The organism is Lentzea sp. NPDC102401 (assembly GCF_044765805.1).
Classification (GTDB): Bacteria; Actinomycetota; Actinomycetes; order Mycobacteriales; family Pseudonocardiaceae; genus Lentzea; species Lentzea sokolovensis.
On the sequence record NZ_JBIWKS010000020.1, the window covers coordinates 59,468 to 76,736 of the forward strand.

The 17,269-nt window shown below is 70.6% G+C and carries 16 protein-coding genes; 8 read left to right on the top strand and 8 right to left on the bottom strand.

What is annotated here, in order from left to right:
• The first annotated feature begins 158 nt into the window (after positions 1-158).
• From ACIRG5_RS44455 to ACIRG5_RS44470, 4 genes are all read left to right on the top strand, one after another.
• Positions 159-1,373, top strand: coding sequence for a sensor histidine kinase (locus tag ACIRG5_RS44455; protein ID WP_402916820.1), 1,215 nt, complete (start codon positions 159-161; stop codon positions 1,371-1,373).
• On the top strand, positions 1,370-2,008 hold the full coding sequence (locus ACIRG5_RS44460; protein WP_402916822.1) for a response regulator: 639 nt from the start codon (positions 1,370-1,372) through the stop codon (positions 2,006-2,008). The genes ACIRG5_RS44455 and ACIRG5_RS44460 overlap by 4 nt, the downstream gene beginning before the upstream one ends.
• A 114-nt stretch (positions 2,009-2,122) precedes the next feature.
• Positions 2,123-3,157: a zinc-dependent alcohol dehydrogenase family protein gene (locus tag ACIRG5_RS44465; RefSeq protein ID WP_402916824.1), complete on the top strand. Its 1,035-nt coding sequence runs from the start codon at positions 2,123-2,125 to the stop codon at positions 3,155-3,157.
• The gene (locus ACIRG5_RS44470) at positions 3,154-3,528 is read left to right on the top strand and encodes a DUF2255 family protein (protein WP_402916826.1); all 375 of its coding nucleotides are present in this window, start codon (positions 3,154-3,156) and stop codon (positions 3,526-3,528) included. Before ACIRG5_RS44465 ends, ACIRG5_RS44470 begins: the two co-directional genes overlap by 4 nt.
• Positions 3,529-3,575: 47 nt before the next feature.
• Here the strand turns inward: ACIRG5_RS44470 and ACIRG5_RS44475 are convergent, their stop codons facing one another.
• Together ACIRG5_RS44475 and ACIRG5_RS44480 are read right to left on the bottom strand one after the other, a co-directional pair.
• Positions 3,576-4,892, bottom strand: coding sequence for an SLC13 family permease (locus ACIRG5_RS44475; protein ID WP_402916827.1), 1,317 nt, complete (start codon positions 4,890-4,892; stop codon positions 3,576-3,578).
• A gap of 57 nt (positions 4,893-4,949) precedes the next feature.
• Positions 4,950-6,056 (bottom strand): PrpF domain-containing protein, encoded by a 1,107-nt coding sequence (locus tag ACIRG5_RS44480; RefSeq protein ID WP_402916829.1) that lies wholly within the window; start codon positions 6,054-6,056, stop codon positions 4,950-4,952.
• A 267-nt stretch (positions 6,057-6,323) separates the two neighbouring features.
• On the opposite strand from ACIRG5_RS44480, the gene ACIRG5_RS44485 reads away from it, so the two are divergent.
• Positions 6,324-7,235, top strand: coding sequence for a LysR family transcriptional regulator (locus tag ACIRG5_RS44485; protein ID WP_402916831.1), 912 nt, complete (start codon positions 6,324-6,326; stop codon positions 7,233-7,235).
• 15 nt (positions 7,236-7,250) lie between these two features.
• Here ACIRG5_RS44485 and ACIRG5_RS44490 read toward each other — a convergent pair whose 3' ends face one another.
• From ACIRG5_RS44490 to ACIRG5_RS44515, 6 genes are all read right to left on the bottom strand, one after another.
• Positions 7,251-8,117, bottom strand: coding sequence for an ABC transporter ATP-binding protein (locus ACIRG5_RS44490; RefSeq protein ID WP_402916833.1), 867 nt, complete (start codon positions 8,115-8,117; stop codon positions 7,251-7,253).
• Positions 8,114-8,512 (bottom strand): GntR family transcriptional regulator, encoded by a 399-nt coding sequence (locus ACIRG5_RS44495; RefSeq protein ID WP_319980040.1) that lies wholly within the window; start codon positions 8,510-8,512, stop codon positions 8,114-8,116. Before ACIRG5_RS44495 ends, ACIRG5_RS44490 begins: the two co-directional genes overlap by 4 nt.
• A 45-nt stretch (positions 8,513-8,557) precedes the next feature.
• Positions 8,558-9,550: an ABC transporter permease subunit gene (locus ACIRG5_RS44500; RefSeq protein ID WP_402916835.1), complete on the bottom strand. Its 993-nt coding sequence runs from the start codon at positions 9,548-9,550 to the stop codon at positions 8,558-8,560.
• The gene (locus tag ACIRG5_RS44505) at positions 9,547-10,290 is read right to left on the bottom strand and encodes an ABC transporter ATP-binding protein (protein ID WP_402916893.1); all 744 of its coding nucleotides are present in this window, start codon (positions 10,288-10,290) and stop codon (positions 9,547-9,549) included. The genes ACIRG5_RS44500 and ACIRG5_RS44505 overlap by 4 nt, the downstream gene beginning before the upstream one ends.
• 135 nt (positions 10,291-10,425) lie before the next feature.
• Positions 10,426-11,091, bottom strand: coding sequence for a response regulator (locus ACIRG5_RS44510; protein ID WP_402916837.1), 666 nt, complete (start codon positions 11,089-11,091; stop codon positions 10,426-10,428).
• Entirely contained in the window at positions 11,088-12,239 is a 1,152-nt protein-coding gene (locus ACIRG5_RS44515; RefSeq protein ID WP_402916839.1) for a sensor histidine kinase, read from the bottom strand. Before ACIRG5_RS44515 ends, ACIRG5_RS44510 begins: the two co-directional genes overlap by 4 nt.
• 148 nt (positions 12,240-12,387) lie before the next feature.
• Here ACIRG5_RS44515 and ACIRG5_RS44520 point away from each other — a divergent pair, with 148 nt between their 5' ends.
• From ACIRG5_RS44520 to ACIRG5_RS44530, 3 genes are read left to right on the top strand one after another with little or no spacing between them, the layout of a single operon-like run.
• The gene (locus ACIRG5_RS44520; protein WP_402916841.1) at positions 12,388-13,131 is read left to right on the top strand and encodes an ABC transporter ATP-binding protein; all 744 of its coding nucleotides are present in this window, start codon (positions 12,388-12,390) and stop codon (positions 13,129-13,131) included.
• Entirely contained in the window at positions 13,131-15,542 is a 2,412-nt protein-coding gene (locus tag ACIRG5_RS44525; protein WP_402916843.1) for an ABC transporter permease, read from the top strand. The genes ACIRG5_RS44520 and ACIRG5_RS44525 overlap by 1 nt, the downstream gene beginning before the upstream one ends.
• 32 nt (positions 15,543-15,574) lie before the next feature.
• Positions 15,575-17,005, top strand: a complete 1,431-nt coding sequence (locus ACIRG5_RS44530) for an alpha/beta fold hydrolase (protein ID WP_402916845.1) — start codon at positions 15,575-15,577, stop codon at positions 17,003-17,005.
• Positions 17,006-17,269: the final 264 nt, after the last annotated feature.

Here is a 17,269-nt window from a genome sequence, read left to right on the forward strand (position 1 = left end):
CTTTCCGGCGGGTGGATCAGTACGTCTCCACGGTCGCCGCCGGTGCCCTGCCGCGGCATCTGGCCGGGGATGGCACTTGCCGAGCCGGAAGACGGCGCCCCTGCTACACCTTTCGACAGAGGTGCCTCCCACCGCCGCCCCCGTAGCCTGGACAGACCGTGAACGCTCCCGCTCTGACACCGACCAACCGGGTACTGACCTGGTGCCTGCACCTGTTGTTCCTCGCCCTGCTCGTGCTGGCGATGGCACGGGCCGTGGCCGGGGGACACCCTCGGGCCTGGGCGGTCGTCGCGGTCGCGCTGGTCTGCGGGGCGGTGTACGCGGCCGGACCATTGCTGCCCCGCGTCCGCACGTCCCGGCTCGCCGCCGCGGGGTGGCTGGGCGCCGTCAGCGCCGTGTGGCTGGTCCTGGTGCTGCTGACCCCCGACGGCGTGTGGGTGGCCTTCCCCCTGTACTTTCTGCAGCTCCACCTGCTGCCACGCCGGGCGGGCCTGGTCGCGGTGATCGCCACGGCGCTGGCCGCGATCACCGCCTTCGGCGCGCACCAGGCCGTCTTCAGCCCGGTCGCCGCGATCGGCCCACTGCTCGGCGCCGCCGTCGCGGTCGCCGTCGTCTGGAGCTACCAGGCGCTCTACCGGGAGAGCGAGCAACGCAGGCGCCTGATCGAGGAGCTCACCGCGACCCGGGCCGACCTGGCCCGTGCCCAGCACACCGCCGGGGTGCTGGCCGAACGGGAACGCCTGGCCCACGAGATCCACGACACCCTCGCCCAGGGGCTGTCCAGCATCCAGCTGCTGCTGAGCGCCGCGGAACGGGTGCTGCCCGACACCTCCGGCAACGCGGCCCGCTACGTGCGCCAGGCCCGTCAGGCGGCGGCGGACGACCTGGCCGAGGCACGCCGTTTCGTCGCCGCCCTCACCCCGCCCGCCCTCGACGACACCACGCTGGCGGACGCCCTGGAACGCCTGTGCGCCACCACCGGCGCCCGCCACCGGATCACCGCGCGGTTCCACCTCACCTGCGATCCGGTCCCGCTGCCGACGGCGCACGAGGTCGCCCTGCTGCGCATAGCCCAGGCCGCCATCGCGAACACCGTCCGCCACGCGGGCGCCACCACCGTCGAGATCACCCTGAGCCACAGCGGCGACGAGATCGCGCTCGGCGTCGTCGACGACGGAACCGGTTTCGACCCCAGCAGCCTTCCCGCTCCCGATCCCGGCGAGGGAGGGTTCGGCCTGGCTGCCATGCGCACCCGCGCCCGTGCGCTGGGGGGCTCCCTCACCGTGGAGTCGGCCCCCGGCCACGGCACCGCGCTGGCCGCCAGGCTGCCCCTGCCGCGCTCCACCGACACCCAGCCAGAGGCCCTGCCATGACCGACACCCCGATCCGGCTCCTCCTGGCCGACGACCATCCCGTGGTGCGAGCGGGTCTGCGGGCAGTGCTGGAGACCGAACCCGGTCTCGTCGTGGTCGCCGAGGCCGCGACCGCCGAAGCCGCCGTGGCACGCGCCACCGAGGGCGACATCGACGTCGTCCTGATGGACCTGCGGTTCGGCCCGGGAATGACCGGTGCCGAGGCGACCGCCGCGATCACCGCTCGACCGGGCGCGCCCCGCGTTCTCATCGTCACCACCTACGACACCGATGCCGACACGCTGCCCGCCATCGAGTCGGGCGCCACCGGGTACCTCCTCAAGGACGCCCCTCCCGACGACCTGGCCGCCGCCGTCCGCACCGCCGCCGCAGGGCGCACCACCCTGGCCCCGACCGTCGCCGACCGGCTCCTGACCCGGATGCGCATGCCCGACGTCGCGTTGACGCGGCGGGAGATCGAAGTGCTCGTCCTGGTCGCCGACGGGCTGTCCAACCGGGCCGTCGCGGCACGCCTGCACCTCACCGAAGGCACCGTGAAGTCGCACCTCGCCCGTTGCTACACCAAACTCGGCGTCGACTCACGCACCGCCGCCGTCGCGACCGCGACCGACATCGGCCTGATCCGCCGCCGATGAACAGCGTCGTCACCCCGTGAAGGCAGGTCCTGTCGCGTCGCCCGCCGTCGGCGTTTGACCGAACCTGACCGGGGAAGCCGCCCCAGAGCGGACGGCCACGACAGGAAGAGGCTCATGAAGGCGACGTTGATCTACGGTGCCGGTGACGTGCGAGTGGAGACCGTGCCGGACCCGAAACTGCACGAACCGACCGACGCGATCGTGCGCGTGCTCCGGTCGTGCGTGTGCGGCAGTGACCTGTGGCCGTACCAGGCCAAGCCCGCGCAGGACCACGGCGACCGGATCGGCCACGAGTTCCTCGGCGTCGTCGAGGAGACCGGCTCCGACGTCACCGGCCTGAAGGCGGGCGACGTGGTGGTGGCGCCGTTCGTGTGGGCGGACAACACCTGCGACTTCTGCCGCGAGGGCCTGCAGACCTCCTGCCGGCACGGCGGCGGGTGGGGCTCGCCGGGTGTCGACGGTGGCCAGGGCGAGGCCGTACGGGTGCCGCAGGCCGCGGGCACGCTGGTCAAGCTGCCCGTCGGTGAGGACTCCGCGTTGCTGCCCTCGCTGCTGACGTTGTCCGACGTGTTCCCCACCGGCCACCACTGCGCCGTCACCGCCGGCGTGAACCCCCGCACCACCGTCACGGTGATCGGCGACGGTGCCGTCGGGCTGTCCGCGGTGCTGGCCGCCCAACAGCTGGGCGCGGAGCGGATCATCCTCATGGGACGCCACACCGACCGCACCGACCTAGGCCGCGACTTCGGTGCTACAGACGTCGTCTCCGAGCGTGGCGAGGAAGGCGTCGAACGAGTCCGGGAGCTCACCGGCGGCGACGGCACCCACGTCGTGCTGGAGTGCGTGGGCCTCAAGCCCGCGATCGAGACCGCGTTCGGCATCGTCCGCGACGGAGGCACCGTCAGCCGCGTCGGTGTGCCGCAGTACCCGGACGTGCCGGCCGACTTCGGCGTGTTCTTCCGCAACATCACCCTCACCGGCGGAGTCGCGCCGGCCCGTGCCTACATCGAGGAACTCCTGCCCGACGTCCTCGACGGCAGCGTCGAACCCGGCCGCGTCTTCGACCGCACCGTCACGCTCGACGACGTCGCTTCGGGCTACCAGGCGATGGCCGACCGCACCGCGCTGAAGGTCCTGATCCAGCCATGACCGCCTGGACCGCGGACGAACTCGATCGCATCGGCGGCGCGGAAGAGCTCCAGCTCGCTTCGCTGCGCGCGGACGACACACTCCGGCCGTACGTGACCATGTGGGTCGTCCGCGCCGGCGACGACCTCTACGTGCGCAGCGCCTACGGCCCGGACAACTCCTGGTACCGCAACGCCACGACCGCGGGAACCGGGCGCGTCCGGGCAGGCGGAGTCGAGCGCGACGTCACCTTCGCGGACGCGGCCACGGACGTGCACGACGACATCGACGCGGCCTACCACGCCAAGTACGACCGCCACGGGCCCGCCATCGTCGGCACCGTCGTCGGCGCCGACGCGATCCCGGTGACGATCCGGCTTCTCCCGCGCTGACACTCCAGAAAGGACAGATCCTCGGAGCAGCGACCGGGATCCGTTGATCAGAACGAGCCCGGCAGGACGAGTACCGCCCACGCCGCGACCGGTCCGAGGGCGACGATGACGCAGGTGTAGGAGATCACCTGCCGGTAGAAGCGGTTCCGGTCGACACCGCGGGCGTTGGCGAGGACCAGTGCGCCGTTGGTGGAGAACGGTGAGACGTCCACGATCGTCGTGGAGATGGCCATCGCGGCGACGACGCCCGCGACCGGCAGCGATCCGGTGAGCAGCAACGGGATCGCCATCGGGATGGTCGCGGTGAGAATCGCCGTGGACGAGGCGAACGCCGACGTGACGCCGACGATGACGCACAGCACCAGCGCCACGAGCAACGGGGCTCCCAGGCCGACCGCGCCGTGGGCGACCCAGTCGATGGTGCCGGAGTGCTCCAGCACTCCCACGTAGGTGACCATGCCGGCGACCAGGAGGATCGTGGGCCAGCTGATGCCGTCGACGGCCTTGCCGAGGTTCGCGCGGTCGAGCAGGGCGAGCACGACACCCGCGGCCAGGGCGAGGAACCCGATCTGCAGGTGGAAGGCGAGTGCGCCGACCACGAGCCCGACCAGTGCCGCGAGCGTGGCCCGCTGGTGCCAGGTGACCGCGGTCGTCTTCGGCCTGACCTCGGTGGCGACACCGCCACCGGCCGGCGCCGGGGCACCTCCTCCGGAGGGTGCGTCACCGTCGGCCGCGGCGCTGTCCGGGTGCTCGTCGAAGCTCTCCTCGCCGCGGCGGCGGAGCATCACGTAGGTGACGGCGGCGAGCAGCAGGTTGAAGCCCAGGCTCGCGAAGAACAACGTGGCGTGGGAGATCGTCAGGCCGGACTTGGCCACGATGCCGTACACGAGCGCACCGGACACCGCCATCGGGGAGAACGCCCCGGCGTGCGCGCCACAGATCACCATCATGCCGATCATCAGCGGGCTGATGCGGTAGGTGAAGGCGAAGCTCATCCCGATCGGCACCAGGAGCGCGACGGCCGCGGGGGTGAACGTGCCCAGCGCGGTCAGCGTCGCCGCGACGAGGAACAGCACCCACGGGACGAGGATCGCGCGGCCTCGTACGAGCCGGATTCCGCCCTGCACCAACAGGTCGATGGTGCCGTTGAGCTTGGCGACGGAGAACAGATAGGTGACGCCTACGACGGTGATGAACAGGGAGACAGGAAATCCCTCGAAGATCTCTTTGTCCTCAAGGCCGAACACGAACGTGCCGACCACGAACGACGAGACGAGCGCGAGGATCCCGATGTTGATGGGCAGCATCGTGGCGATGACGAACATGCCGCCCAGAACCAGGATCGCGATCAGCTGTGATGACATCATTGTCCTCTTCGGTCGTACGGCCCTGACGCTTCCGTCCGGGCGGGGACGGTGCGGTCAGGCGGCCGACGAGGCGGCCTGTGTCGTGGGCTGGGTCGCAGTCGGCTCGTCGTCGGGGAGGGCGAGGGTCGCGTCGCCGATGCGACGTGCGGTCCGGGTGACCCCGATCGCGAGCAGTCCGTCGCGAGTGCCCGCGCGGGTGGTCACGACCCCGGCCGGAGTGTCCAGGCGCAGCACCTCCCGCTCGCCGGTGGTGAAGCCGGACAGGACCGTACCCGGCGTGTGCGCGGCGGCGGTGAGCGCGACGCTTCCGGTGATGGCCAGCGCGGGATGCGTCCGCCCCATGGACAACATCCGCACGGTCACGTCCGAACGCCCCGGCCGGCCAGGGCTCACCAGGGCGATCTTGGGGATGGCCCTGGCGGCTTCCGCGGGGCCGGCGGCGAGGCCCATGCGGACCGCCGCGACGCGGCGGATGCGGTCGAGCCTGGCCAGCAGGTCCTCCTGGGCGTCGAGTGCGGCAGGGGAGGCCTCACCGTCCGCGCCGACCTCGGCGGCGGGGACGAGGACGACGGGAGCCCCGGCGTCGAGCAGCGTGGCGCGGACCCCGTCCACCACGTCGACGGCGTTGCCCGTGGGCAGCAACGCCCCGGTCGTCCGGCCGGCCGGATCGACGAACCACAGGTGCACCCCGAGGCCGGGCTGCGCCACTCCGGGAATGTGGTCTCCACCCTGCTCGGTCACCCGGCCCGAGGGCGTCGGCACGTCTACGACGATCAACTGGCCGGTGTTGGTGTTGTTGATCCGCACCGTGGTCACCTCGCCGGTGGGCGCCACCCAGCCGCGCCGCAGCGCGTAGGGCCCGACGACGGCCGAGCAGTTGCCGCAGTTGCTCGTCCAGTCCACCCGCCCGTCGGCGATGCCGATCTGGGCGAACGTGTACTCGACGTCGATGCCCGGCCGGTCGCTCCTGGTGAGCACGACGGCCTTGCTGGTGGTGGAGGTCGCCCCGCCGACACCGTCGACCTGACGCGGGTCAGGGCTTCCGTACAGGCGCAGCAGCACCTCGTCGACGCTGCGGCCGGGCACCGTGAGGACGTCGCGCTCGAACACCCAGCACTTGCTGGTGCCGCCGCGCATCCACGTCGCCGGGATCTCTCGCACAGTCACTCCTTCGCGACGGTCGCAACACCGCCGTAACAGCCGGGGAACGACGGCTACCGTGACTCGCGCCGAGAGTGAACACAATCACGAGAATCTGACTACCCGTGAAGTAATGCTTCAGGCTCCGCGGACCCAGCTATTCGCGCATTCGGACGTTGGGCAAGGAAAACCACAGCTGAGGGTCAATGTGAAGCTTGAAGCTAGACTGCACGGAAGTCATCAACCAGTGAACTCGCCGCATCAAACTTCTTCGTACGAGGAGCGCTCATGCTGGACGTCCGACGCCTGGCTCTGCTCGCGGCCGTGGTGGACACCGGCTCGATGACCGCAGCCGCGGAACAGCTCGGCTACACCCCGTCCGCGGTCTCGCAGCAGCTGCGCAGGCTCGAGGTGGAGGCCGGTCAACCCCTGCTGCACCGGCAGGCCAGGGGTGTGCGCCCCACAGAGGCGGGAGCCGTGCTGGCCGGCCACGCCCGTCACGTCCTGCGCCGGCTCAGCGCCGCCGAGGCCGATCTCGCCGAACTCGCGGGACTGCGCCGCGGCACCATCGCGGTGGGGGTGTTCCCGACCGTCGCCAGCGCCCTGCTCCCGCTGGTCGTCAGCCGGTTCCGCCGCCAGTACCCCGACCTCCGCCTGGACGTGCGCAGCACCCGGTTCGACGAGCTGGTGGAACTGCTGGAGAACGGCACGGTGGGCATCGCGCTCCTGTGGGACTACGCGTGGAACCGGGTCAACGTGGACGACATCTCCCTGACCCCGCTGCTCGACGATCCGACCGTGCTCATCGTCGCCGCCGACCACCGCCTCGCCCGCAAGCGGTTCACCACCATGTCCGAACTCGCCGACGAGGACTGGATCGTCCGCGCCCACGACCACCCGGTGGCCGAGGTGCTCGAACGCAGCTGCCGCGCGGCCGGCTTCACCCCGAAGATCGCGTTCGAGGCCAACGACTACCAGGAGGCGCAGGCCATGGTCAGCGTCGGACTCGGCGTCGCGCTCGCGCCGCGGACGGCGGTGCGCAACCCGAACCCGGACGTCCGCGTCCTCGCCCTCGGCACCGACGTGCCGGCCAGGCGCGTCCTGCTGGCGCACCGCCAGGACCGGCTTCGCGCACCCGCCGAACTCGCCATGCACCAGCTTCTGGTCGACGTCGCCCGCGAGTACCAGACCAAGCCCTGACCTCCGCCTGCGGAGCTATCCGCGTCGAGCCGGCGACCGCCGGTCGCGCGACGCGCACAGGTAGCCCATGACCAGGGACTCCAGATCCGGTTCCGCGGCGGACCAGCCCTCCGGAGCCGGTTTCGGGTCGCGCAGCAGCAGGATGGACTGGCGCTGGGTGCGGGTCGCGCTCACCAGCGTTCCGTCCACACTGGCCTCGTCCACGGCCGGTCCGGAGAGGAACCTGTGCTGTGCCAGTACTTCCTCGATGTCGCCGTCGACCTGCACCCGGCCGTCGTCGATCAGCAGGAGGTGGTCGCACACCTCGCGCAGGTCCGTGAGCAGATGGGAGGACATCACCACCGTGGTGCCGCGTTCGGCCACCTCGGTCATGATGATCCGCAGCGTCTCGTCGCGTGCCAGCGGATCCAGGTCGGACAGAGGTTCGTCCAGGAGCAGCAGCCGCGGGAGCCGTCCCAGAGCCATCGCGATGGCCACCTGGGTCCGGGTGCCCGCGGACAGGGTGCGCACCTTCGCCTCCTGGTCCACACCGCCCAGCAGCCCCAGAACCTCGTCGACCCGCTCGGCGGACCAGCGATCGTTCATGGCCGCGCAGACCCGGATCAGTTCGCGCACCGTGAGATCGCGGTAGAGCGGCCTGTTCTGCGCCAGGAACGAGACGTCCGGGTGGATGCGGCCCCGCAGCGGGGTGCCGAACGCCCTCAGCTCACCGGTGCTCGGGCGGACGAGGCCCGCGGCGATGCGCAGCAGGGTGCTCTTGCCGGCGCCGTTCGGCCCGACCAGGGCGACGACCTTGCCCTCGGGGATGGTGAAACTGCAGTCGCGGACGGCCCAGTTGGTGCGGTATCGCTTGCCCAGGGCCGTGGCGGTCAACGGGGTCATGATCGTTCCTCAGCGGGGTAGTGCTCGTCGCGGACCGCGAAGTACAGGGCGTCGACGTCCTCGACCCCGAGGCCGTCCTCCCGTGCGTGGCCCATCCAGCCGGTCAGTTCCTGCCGCAACGGGGCGTCGTCGCCGGCGGTGGCCTCGGACGACAGCGACTTCGTCACGAACGTGCCGAGGCCACGGCGGCCCTGCACCAGTCCGTCGCGTTCCAGTTCGCGGTACGCCTTGAGCACGGTGTTGGGGTTGACGGCGGTCGCCTCCACCACCTCGCGCGCTGAGGGCAGCCGGTCGCCGGGGGTCAGCAGTCCCAGTCGCATGGCGTGTTTGACCTGATGGACGATCTGCATGTAGGTGGAGACCCCGGAGCGCCGGTCGATCCGGAACTCGATCACATCGGTCAGCATAGGTGCTCCCGCAGTTCAGGGCCTCCACCGCGATCAGCTCTGACGCCGCAGCGCCCAGATGGTGCCCGCCATGAGCAGGACGGCGAGCCCGCCGAAGATCGCCACGTCGACCAGGTGCACCTGCCACGCCTGGCTCTCCGGGATGAAGACCGCGTACCGCTTGGCGAGACCGGACTGCGGCAGGCACGCCAGGAATCCCTCCTGCGTGTTCGGCGTCCCGCCCGGCGTCGACTTGCAGGCCTGGGTCAGGGCCAGGGCCTTGTCGTCGGGCACCGGTCGTCCGGCTGTGTCGAGCCAGCCCTCGGTGATCACAAGGCTGGTGTTCCTGTCGACCTCCAGGCTCGTGCCGGACGCAGCCTCCAGTCGCTGCGGGGTAACCAGGCGGTCCACCAGGCCGGACAGGGCGAGGCGCACGACGATGAACGCGCCGAGCGTCGCGGTCATCGCTGCCAGGGTGCGGCGGGTCAGCACCCCGAGGAAGGTCCCGAGCATGAACGCGAACAGCGTGTAGCCCACGGGCGAGACGTGCGCGACGCCGAAGTTCAACGCGTTGAACGGACCGTTCATCAGCGGCCCCAGCGTGCCGGCCGCGGCCAGCCATCCGGAGACCAAGTACTGCAGCGTGATCAGCACGATCAACGCGGGCAGCAGCGCGACCACCAGCTTGCTGAACATCCACCGGGTGCGACTCGCCGACTGGGTGAAGGCCAGTACGTGAGTGCCCTGCTCCAGTTCCTTGGCGAACAGGGGCGCTCCGATGAAGACACCGATCAGGGCCGGCAGGCCGGTGATCACCAACCGCCCCGTGTCGAACCGGTCTCCCCATGCCTCCCGGAAGGCCTTCGCCGCTCCGTCCGGCGCGGAACACTCCTGGAGGGACTGCGTCACGCACGCGGTGAGCTGCGACGAGGTGATGTCGTCGACCATGTTCGACCACAGCAGGACGATGACACCCGCGCCGATGACGAGCATGCCCAGCAGGGTGATCAGTTGCAGGCGCTGCTGCCGCCACGAAGCCCAGATCATGCCGCTTCCTCCTGCGCCGCCGCCGCGCGCATGTGGTCGAGTGCCAGTTGACCGAGCGGGGTGCCGCCCGCGCCGAGCCGGCTGACGTCGCCGGCCAGCAGGATCCGTCCTTTGTGGAGCAGGACGAGGTGGTCGCACACGCCTTCGAGTTCGGCCAGCACGTGCGACGACAACACCACTGTGATGCCTTGGGTTCTCGCTTCGGTGATCAGTGCGCGCAGCACGTTCTCGCGGGCCAGCGGGTCCAGGTCGGCCAGCGGTTCGTCGAGCAGCAGCAGGCTCGGCCGCTTGCCCAGCGCCAGGGCCAGGGCCACGCGGGTGCGCTGCCCGCCTGACAGGGTGCCGACCTTCGCGTTCCTCGGCACCGCCGCCTGCTCGATCAGGTGCTCCGCGTAGCCCTGGTCCCAGGTCGGGTTGGTCCGCGCCCCGTACGTCAGCGTCTCGGCCACGGTGAACTGGTGGTAGAGCGGCTTCTGCTGAGCCAGGTAGGACACCGCCGGGTGCAGGCCCTTGCCCGACGGGCGGTCACCGAACACGGTGATCGAACCTGTCGTCGGGCGCAGCAGGCCGGTGATGAGTCCCATCAGCGTGCTCTTGCCCGCGCCGTTCGGGCCGACGAGGGCCACGACCCGGTTCTGGGGGATCACCAGGGATGTCTCCCGCAGCGCCCAGCCCCTGCGGTACCGCTTGCCCACACCCTGCGTGAAGACCGGAAGTACCTGTTCCGGCTGACCTCGCATGTTCACGGCCGTCTCCTTTCCGTCCTCGGCTGACGCCAAGGTAACACCTTTCACTAGTGAAGTAGTGAACCGTGAGATCTGCCTCGCCGAGGCAACCTTGGCTGGAGATGGCTGGTCCGGAGGGCGCTGTTCCGTTCAGCCGGTGACGACGCCGGTGCGCCACGCCCATGCCGCGATCTCGACGCGGTTGCGGACGGCGAGCTTGCGTTGCGCGTTCGCCAGGTGCGTCTTCACGGTGGCGACGGAGACGTACAGCTTGGCGCCGATCTCGTCGTTGGTGTGGCCGTTCGCGACGAGCTTCACGACGTCCAGTTCGCGGTCGGTCAGCGGTTCCGGCAGCGGTCTGTCCACAGTGGAGTCGTCGCTCTGCCGCGCCGGCGCCAGCTTCGACAACAGCCGCACCGTCACGGTGGGGGAGATGAGGCTGGTGCCGGTGGAGGCGGCGCGGACCGCCTCGATCAGCAGCGCGGGCGACATGTCCTTGAGCAGGAACCCGCACGCGCCGTTCCGCAGCGCGCGGTACACGTACTCGTCCAGGTCGAACGTGGTCGCGATGAGCACGTTGAGGGGTGCGTCCACACCGGGGCCGGCGAGCAGCCGCGTCGCCTCCAGGCCGTCGAGTGCCGGCATCCGGATGTCGAGCAGGCAGACGTCGGGGCGCAGCCGGCGGGCCTGCTCGACCGCGCTCTCGCCGTCCGCGACGCTCGCCACGACCTCCATGTCGGGCTGTGTGCCGAGGATCATCCCGAACGCCGAGCGGATCATCTCCTGGTCGTCGGCGATCAGCACCCGGATCGTCATGCGGTGGAGGATGGCAGAAGTGCTGTCACAGCCCAACCACGACCCGTCGGTCCGGCGGAAAGGCTGCCACCGGCCGACTCCACCCGTTCGGCCAGGCCGACCAGGCCGAAGCCGCCCTGGGGCAGGCCGTTGTCGCCTGCCTGGCCGTCGTTGGTGACGCTGATCTCCACCTCCGAACCCCTGGCGCGGGCGCTGATCATCACCTGGCTGACGCGGGTGGCGTGCCTGAGCACGTTGGTGAGCGCCTCCTGCACCACGTGCCGGGCGGCGTCCACAGTGGAGGTCGGCAGGTCGAGGGAGGCGATCGCCGGGTCGATGTTCGTGCTGACCGGCGCGCCGGTGAAGCTGGACGCGAGGTCGTTCATCATCAGGGTGATCGCCTGATGGGGGTGCATCGGGGCGTTGTCGTCGCGCAGGACGTCGACCATGGTCCGCATCGACGTCAACGCCTGCGAGCCCGCCCGTTCGATGCCGTCGAGCATCTTGTCCAGCACCGCGGGGTCCGGCAGTTGCCCGCTGCCCGTGGCGAAGCGGACCGCCTGGGTCTGCACGACGATCGCGGTCACGTGGTGGGCCACGAAGTCGTGCAGGTCGCGGGCGTACTCCAGCCGTTGCGCCTGCCGGGACAGCTGGAACGAGTCGGTGCGGCTGCGGTCGTGCAGCCGCATGAACAGGCCGAGCAGCAGGACGAACGCCAGCACCACGGCGATGATGAACGCCATCGCGGGGGTCAGGAGGGTGTCCAGGTCCGCCAGGCGCAACGGCAGCGTGGTCGCGGCGACGCCCAGCAGGACGCACAGCCCCGCCGCGCGCCAGGCCGGGAACACCAGCAGGGTCCGGACGCAGAGGCAGGCGAGGCCGATGAGCTCGAAGAACCCGAACGTGTTGTCGAGGTGACCGGGCAGCACGGTCGCGCACACGACGGTGAAGGCGATCGACAGCGTTCCGATGCCCGCCACGGCGCGCGCGGAGAGGTCGCGCGTGAACAACGCCACCGAGGGCAGGATCCCGCAGACCGTCACGCCCAGGGCGCCGTACACGCTCGGTGCGCTGAACGCCTCGACGACCAGCATGGCGCCTCCGGCCGCGACGATCAGCCAGAAGACGACGCGCTGCCACCAGGTGAGCCGCGTCAGGATGCCTGTCATAACGGCGACGGTAGGTCAGAGCCGCGGCGAGGTCCTCAACCTTTTGGTGGAGCCGCTCCGAGATCACTCAGCAGTGCGATGGATCCGCGCGGCGTCGTCCGTCAGCAGGCTGTGGACCGTTCCCCGAAGTCGACGAGAACGGTGTCAGATGGATCAGCGAACGGTGGCGGTGGCCGACCGGCTGGGCAAGGTGTACGGGTCCGGGCAGGCCGCGGTGACGGCGCTGGCCGAGGTGTCCGCGCAGTTCCGGCGCGGCGAGTTCACCGCGGTGATGGGACCTTCCGGCTCCGGCAAGTCCACCCTCATGCACTGCCTGGCCGGGCTCGACACGCCGACCTCGGGCAAGGCGTGGGTCGGTGGCGTCGACCTCGGCTCGTTGAAGGAGGCTGAGCTGACGCGGCTGCGGCGGGACCGGATCGGGTTCGTCTTCCAGTCGTTCAACCTGCTGCCGACTCTGACGGCCTGGGAGAACATCGTCCTGCCGCTGACGCTGGCGGGTGCGAAGCCGGACCAGGACTGGACGCGGCGGGTGGTCGACGCGGTCGGGCTGGGCGACCGGCTCGGGCACCGTCCCTCCGAGCTGTCCGGCGGTCAGCAGCAGCGCGTGGCGTGCGCGCGGGCGCTCGTGTCGCGGCCGGAGATCGTGGTGGCCGACGAACCGACCGGCAACCTCGACTCCCGCAGCGGTGCGCAGATCCTCGGATTGCTGCGCCGGTGCGCGAAGGAGTGGGGTCAGACGGTGCTGATGGTCACGCACGACCCGATCGCCGCCGGTTACGCGGACCGCGTGCTGTTCCTCGCCGACGGCCGGATCGTCGACGAGATGGCCGGTCCCACCCCGGATCTGGTGCTGGACCGGATGCGCCGCTTCGACGGCCAGGCGGTGCGCTGATGATCCGCGTGGCATGGCGGTCCATGATGGACAACCGCGTGCGCTTCCTCCTGCCGGCGATCGCGATCGTGTTCGGCGTCGCGTTCGTCACCGGGTCACTGGTCTACGGCGACACCGTGCGCGCGGCCGTGGAAGGCGCGCCCAAGGACTTCGACGTCCAGGTCGAGCAACGCGACAACAAGGCCATGTCCGCCGCGACGATCGAACGGCTGCGCGGCGTGGCCGGTGTGGGCGGCCTGCGTCCGGTCGCGGAAGGCCCGGCGTTCCTGGTCGGCGAGGACGGAAAGCTCGTCGGCACACCGGGATCCGACGGCGGCGTCAACTTCGACCCGCAGCGCCACAGGCTGACCAGCGGTACCGCTCCGGCCGGACCGGACGAGGTCGCGCTCGACAAGTGGGCCGCACAGCGCGCGGGTTACCAGGTCGGCGACAGGATGCGGGTCGTCGTGGCGGGTGCCGCGCACGACGTCCGGCTGACCGGTGTGTTCGACCACGAGAACACCCGGATCGTGCAGGGCGGCACGCTCGTCGCGTTCGCCGACGCCACGGCGCGCGAGCAGTTCGCCCCCGGCGACGGCGGCTACACCTCGGCTTTGCTCACCGCGGCGCCGGGCACCGGTCCGGGAGCGCTGGCCGCGGCGGTGGAGACGGCGCTGCCCGACCTCCGCGTGTCCACCGCCGACGAGCTGACCAGTCTTGAAGCGAGCGACAACGACAAGCTGACCATGATCCTGCTGATCTTCGCGGGCGTGGCGCTGTTCTCGTCGGTGTTCCTGGTGGCCAACACCTTCACGATGCTCGCCGCCGCCAGGGCGCGCGAACACGCGCTGCTGCGGGCGATCGGCGCCGGGCGGCGGTACGTGCTGCGGATGGTCCTCACCGAGGCGACGCTGCTGGGCGTCGCCTCGACCGTGGCCGGCTACCTGCTGGGTGTGGGCGGCGCGGCGGTGCTGAAGTCGGAGTTCGCCGTCTTCGAAGGCGCGCCGGTCCCGTTGCGGCCGTTGACCCCGGCCACCGTGCTCGCGGCGTTCGGCGTCGGACTCGGCGTGACCCTGCTGGCCGCCTACCTCCCGGCGCGCCGCGCCGCCGCGATCCCGCCGATCGCGGCACTGCGCACCGGTCTGCCGCCGACAGGGAAGTCGTTGCGCCGCAGGAACATCGCGGGCTTCGTGGTGACCGCTGCCGGCACCCTGATGGTCGTGCTCGGGCGAGGTGAGCAGACCATGATCTACCTCGGCGCGCCGACCATGCTGACAGGCATGATCATTCTAACGCCGTTGCTCGCCGCGGGGCTGACCTCGGTGCTGCGCGGTCCGTTGACCCGGTTCGCCGGACTTACCGGCACCCTCGCCGTGGAGAACACACGCCGCAACCCGCGTCGCACCGGTGCGACGGCCAGTGCGCTCATGATCGGACTGTCGGTCTGCGCCGCCGTCACCGTGCCGATCGCCTCGATCTCGGCGAAGAGCGAGGAGACCGCGAAGTCGTGGAACCACGCGGACATCCGCGTGGAGGCGCTCCCGTTCGCGGACATCAGCCCGAGCACAGCCGACGAGATCGCGAAGGTGCCCGGCGTCGAGCACGTCACGGCGCTGCGGCAGGCGTTGCTGCCATTGGACAAGGGCTCCCTCCAGGTGACCGGCGTGAACGCCGGGTCGATCAGCGCGCTCGTGCCGCTGACGGTTCGCTCGGGCTCGCTGGACCAGCTCGGCACGGGCATCGCGGTGCACAGCGGCGTCGCGGCGGCACACGGGTGGACGGTGGGTTCGACGGTGGGCAAGGAGAAGCCGCTCACGGTCGTGGCCATCTTCGACGCACCCGAGGAGTTCGGCGCCGACGCCCTCGTCGACACGGCGAACCTCCCGGCGGACGAACTCTGGAACCGCGAGGTCCTGATCAAGGCCGGCGGGCCGGCGGAGAAGGTGCGCGACGACATCCGCAGCGCGTTGGACAACCCGGTCCTCGTGGTGCAGACGCGCGACGAGTACGTCGAGTCGCAGGCCGCGCAGTTCGACCTGTACCTCAACCTCCTCTACGCGATGCTGAGCGTCTCGGTGCTGATCGGCGCGATGTCCGTGGTCAACACCATGACGATGTCCACCATGGAGCGCATCCGCGAGATCGGCCTGCTGCGCGCGGTCGGGCTCGGCCGGTCCCAGGTGGGCGCCGTGCTGCGGATCGAGTCGGTGATCATCGCGGTAATCGGTGCGCTGGCCGGCGTCGTGTCGGGCTGCGTGATCGGGGCGATGACGGTGAGCGGACAGGCGAACACCACCCCTGTGCTGCCGTGGGACCGGCTGGCCGTGTTCATGGCGATCACCGTGGCGATCGGTGTCGCCGCGGCCTTCGTCCCGGCCCGCCGCGTCGTGCGGATCCCGATCCTGACGGCGATCAGGACGGACACCGAGTGACTACCAATCTGAGGAGAGAACCGTTGCGTCCCATGCTGCCCGTAGTCGTTTTGATGGGCTCCGCGCTCTGCGTGGGTGGCGTCGCCTCCGCCGCTGAGCATCCTGACTGGAAACCGTGCTCGGCGGTGGCCGCCGGGTGGAGTCCGGACGACCCGCGCACCGAATGCGCGATGGTCCGGGTACCGCTCGACCACGCGAACCCCGGCGGGCGGCAGATCGAGATCGCGGTCAGCAGGCTCAGGGCCACCGGCGACAGGACCGGCGCGATCCTGGTGAACCCCGGCGGCCCCGGCCAGCAGGGCGTGACGATGCCGCGTCATCTCGCCGCGAGCAGGGCCGGCGGGCTCAACGTCCGTCACGACCTCATCGGCTTCGACCCGCGCGGCATCGGCTACAGCACCGCCGTTCCGTGCGAACGCGACGACACGCAACCGAACCCGTCGCTGTCCCCGAAGGAACGCGCCCGGTTCTCCGCCGAACGCGACGCCAAGCGCAACCGCGAGTGCTTCGACCGCGACCCGGACCTGGCCCGCTCCATGACGACCCAGAACGTGGCCCGCGACATGGACGTCATCCGCGAGGCGCTCGGCGAGACGAAGATCGGCTACTACGGGATCTCCTGGGGCACAGGGCTCGGCGCGACGTACCGGACGCTGTTCGACGACCGCGTGGACCGGATGCTGCTCGACTCCGTCGTGCCGCCGGTGCTCGACATGAAGACGATGGACGACGCTCAGGCCACCGCGGGGGAGAACACGTTCCACGAGTTCGCCGCCTGGATCGCCCGCTACGACACCGTCTACCACCTCGGAGCGACCCAGACCGTTGTCGCACAGGCACTGCTGGACCTGCGGGCCGAGCTGACCGCCCATCCGCGCACCATGCCCGACGGCACCGTCGTCGACGGCGACACCGTGAACATGATGTACGCCAACCCCCGCAAGGAATGGGCAGGCCTCGCCGCACAGCTCAGGTCCATCAAGGACAACGGACCGGCAACGGCACCGAAACGGCCCGGTGGCCTCGGCTGGGACGCGGACGTCCACCGCTACGACCCGTTCCCGCAGACCGCGTTGCTGTGCAACGACTCACCCAGCGCCCGCGACTTCGAAACCGTGTGGCGCCACCGCGAGGAACGCGCCGAACGCTTCCCGGTGGCCGGCCGGTTCGGGATCTACGAACAGCGCTGCGTCGGCTGGCCGACGGAGGGAAAGCCGTGGGACCTCAAGGCCGGCAAGAGCCCCGTGCAGCTCGTCGCCCACCTGTACGAACCGGTGACGCCGATCGGCTGGGCCCTGGAGATGCGCGGCCGCGTCGGCGGTGACCTGATGACGATCGAGGACGACGCCCACGGCTCGCTGCAGGACCTGCCCTGTGCCGAGGCCGCGGTGACGTTCTTCGACACCGGCCGCACGTCGACGGGCAGCTGTGCGGGCGCGCCGGTTCCGGGGCCTGGGCTGTAGTTCGCCCACCCTGTCCAACTACGCCTGGGTGGACCCGGCAACACCACTGACCCGACGGAATCCGCGCAGGTTCCGTCGCAGGACTGAAAGGATCCTTCTGATGTCCGACCGTGCGACCAAGGCCCGGCGGGTGCGCTTCTGGCTCGTCGGCTGCGCGGTCTACGTCGTGCTCGTCGCGGCGGCCGTCCTGCTGCACGACCGGGCTCCGTGGACGGGCGTGGGGGCCCGGGCGGCTGCCTGGTCCTGGCCGCACTGCTGGGCTGG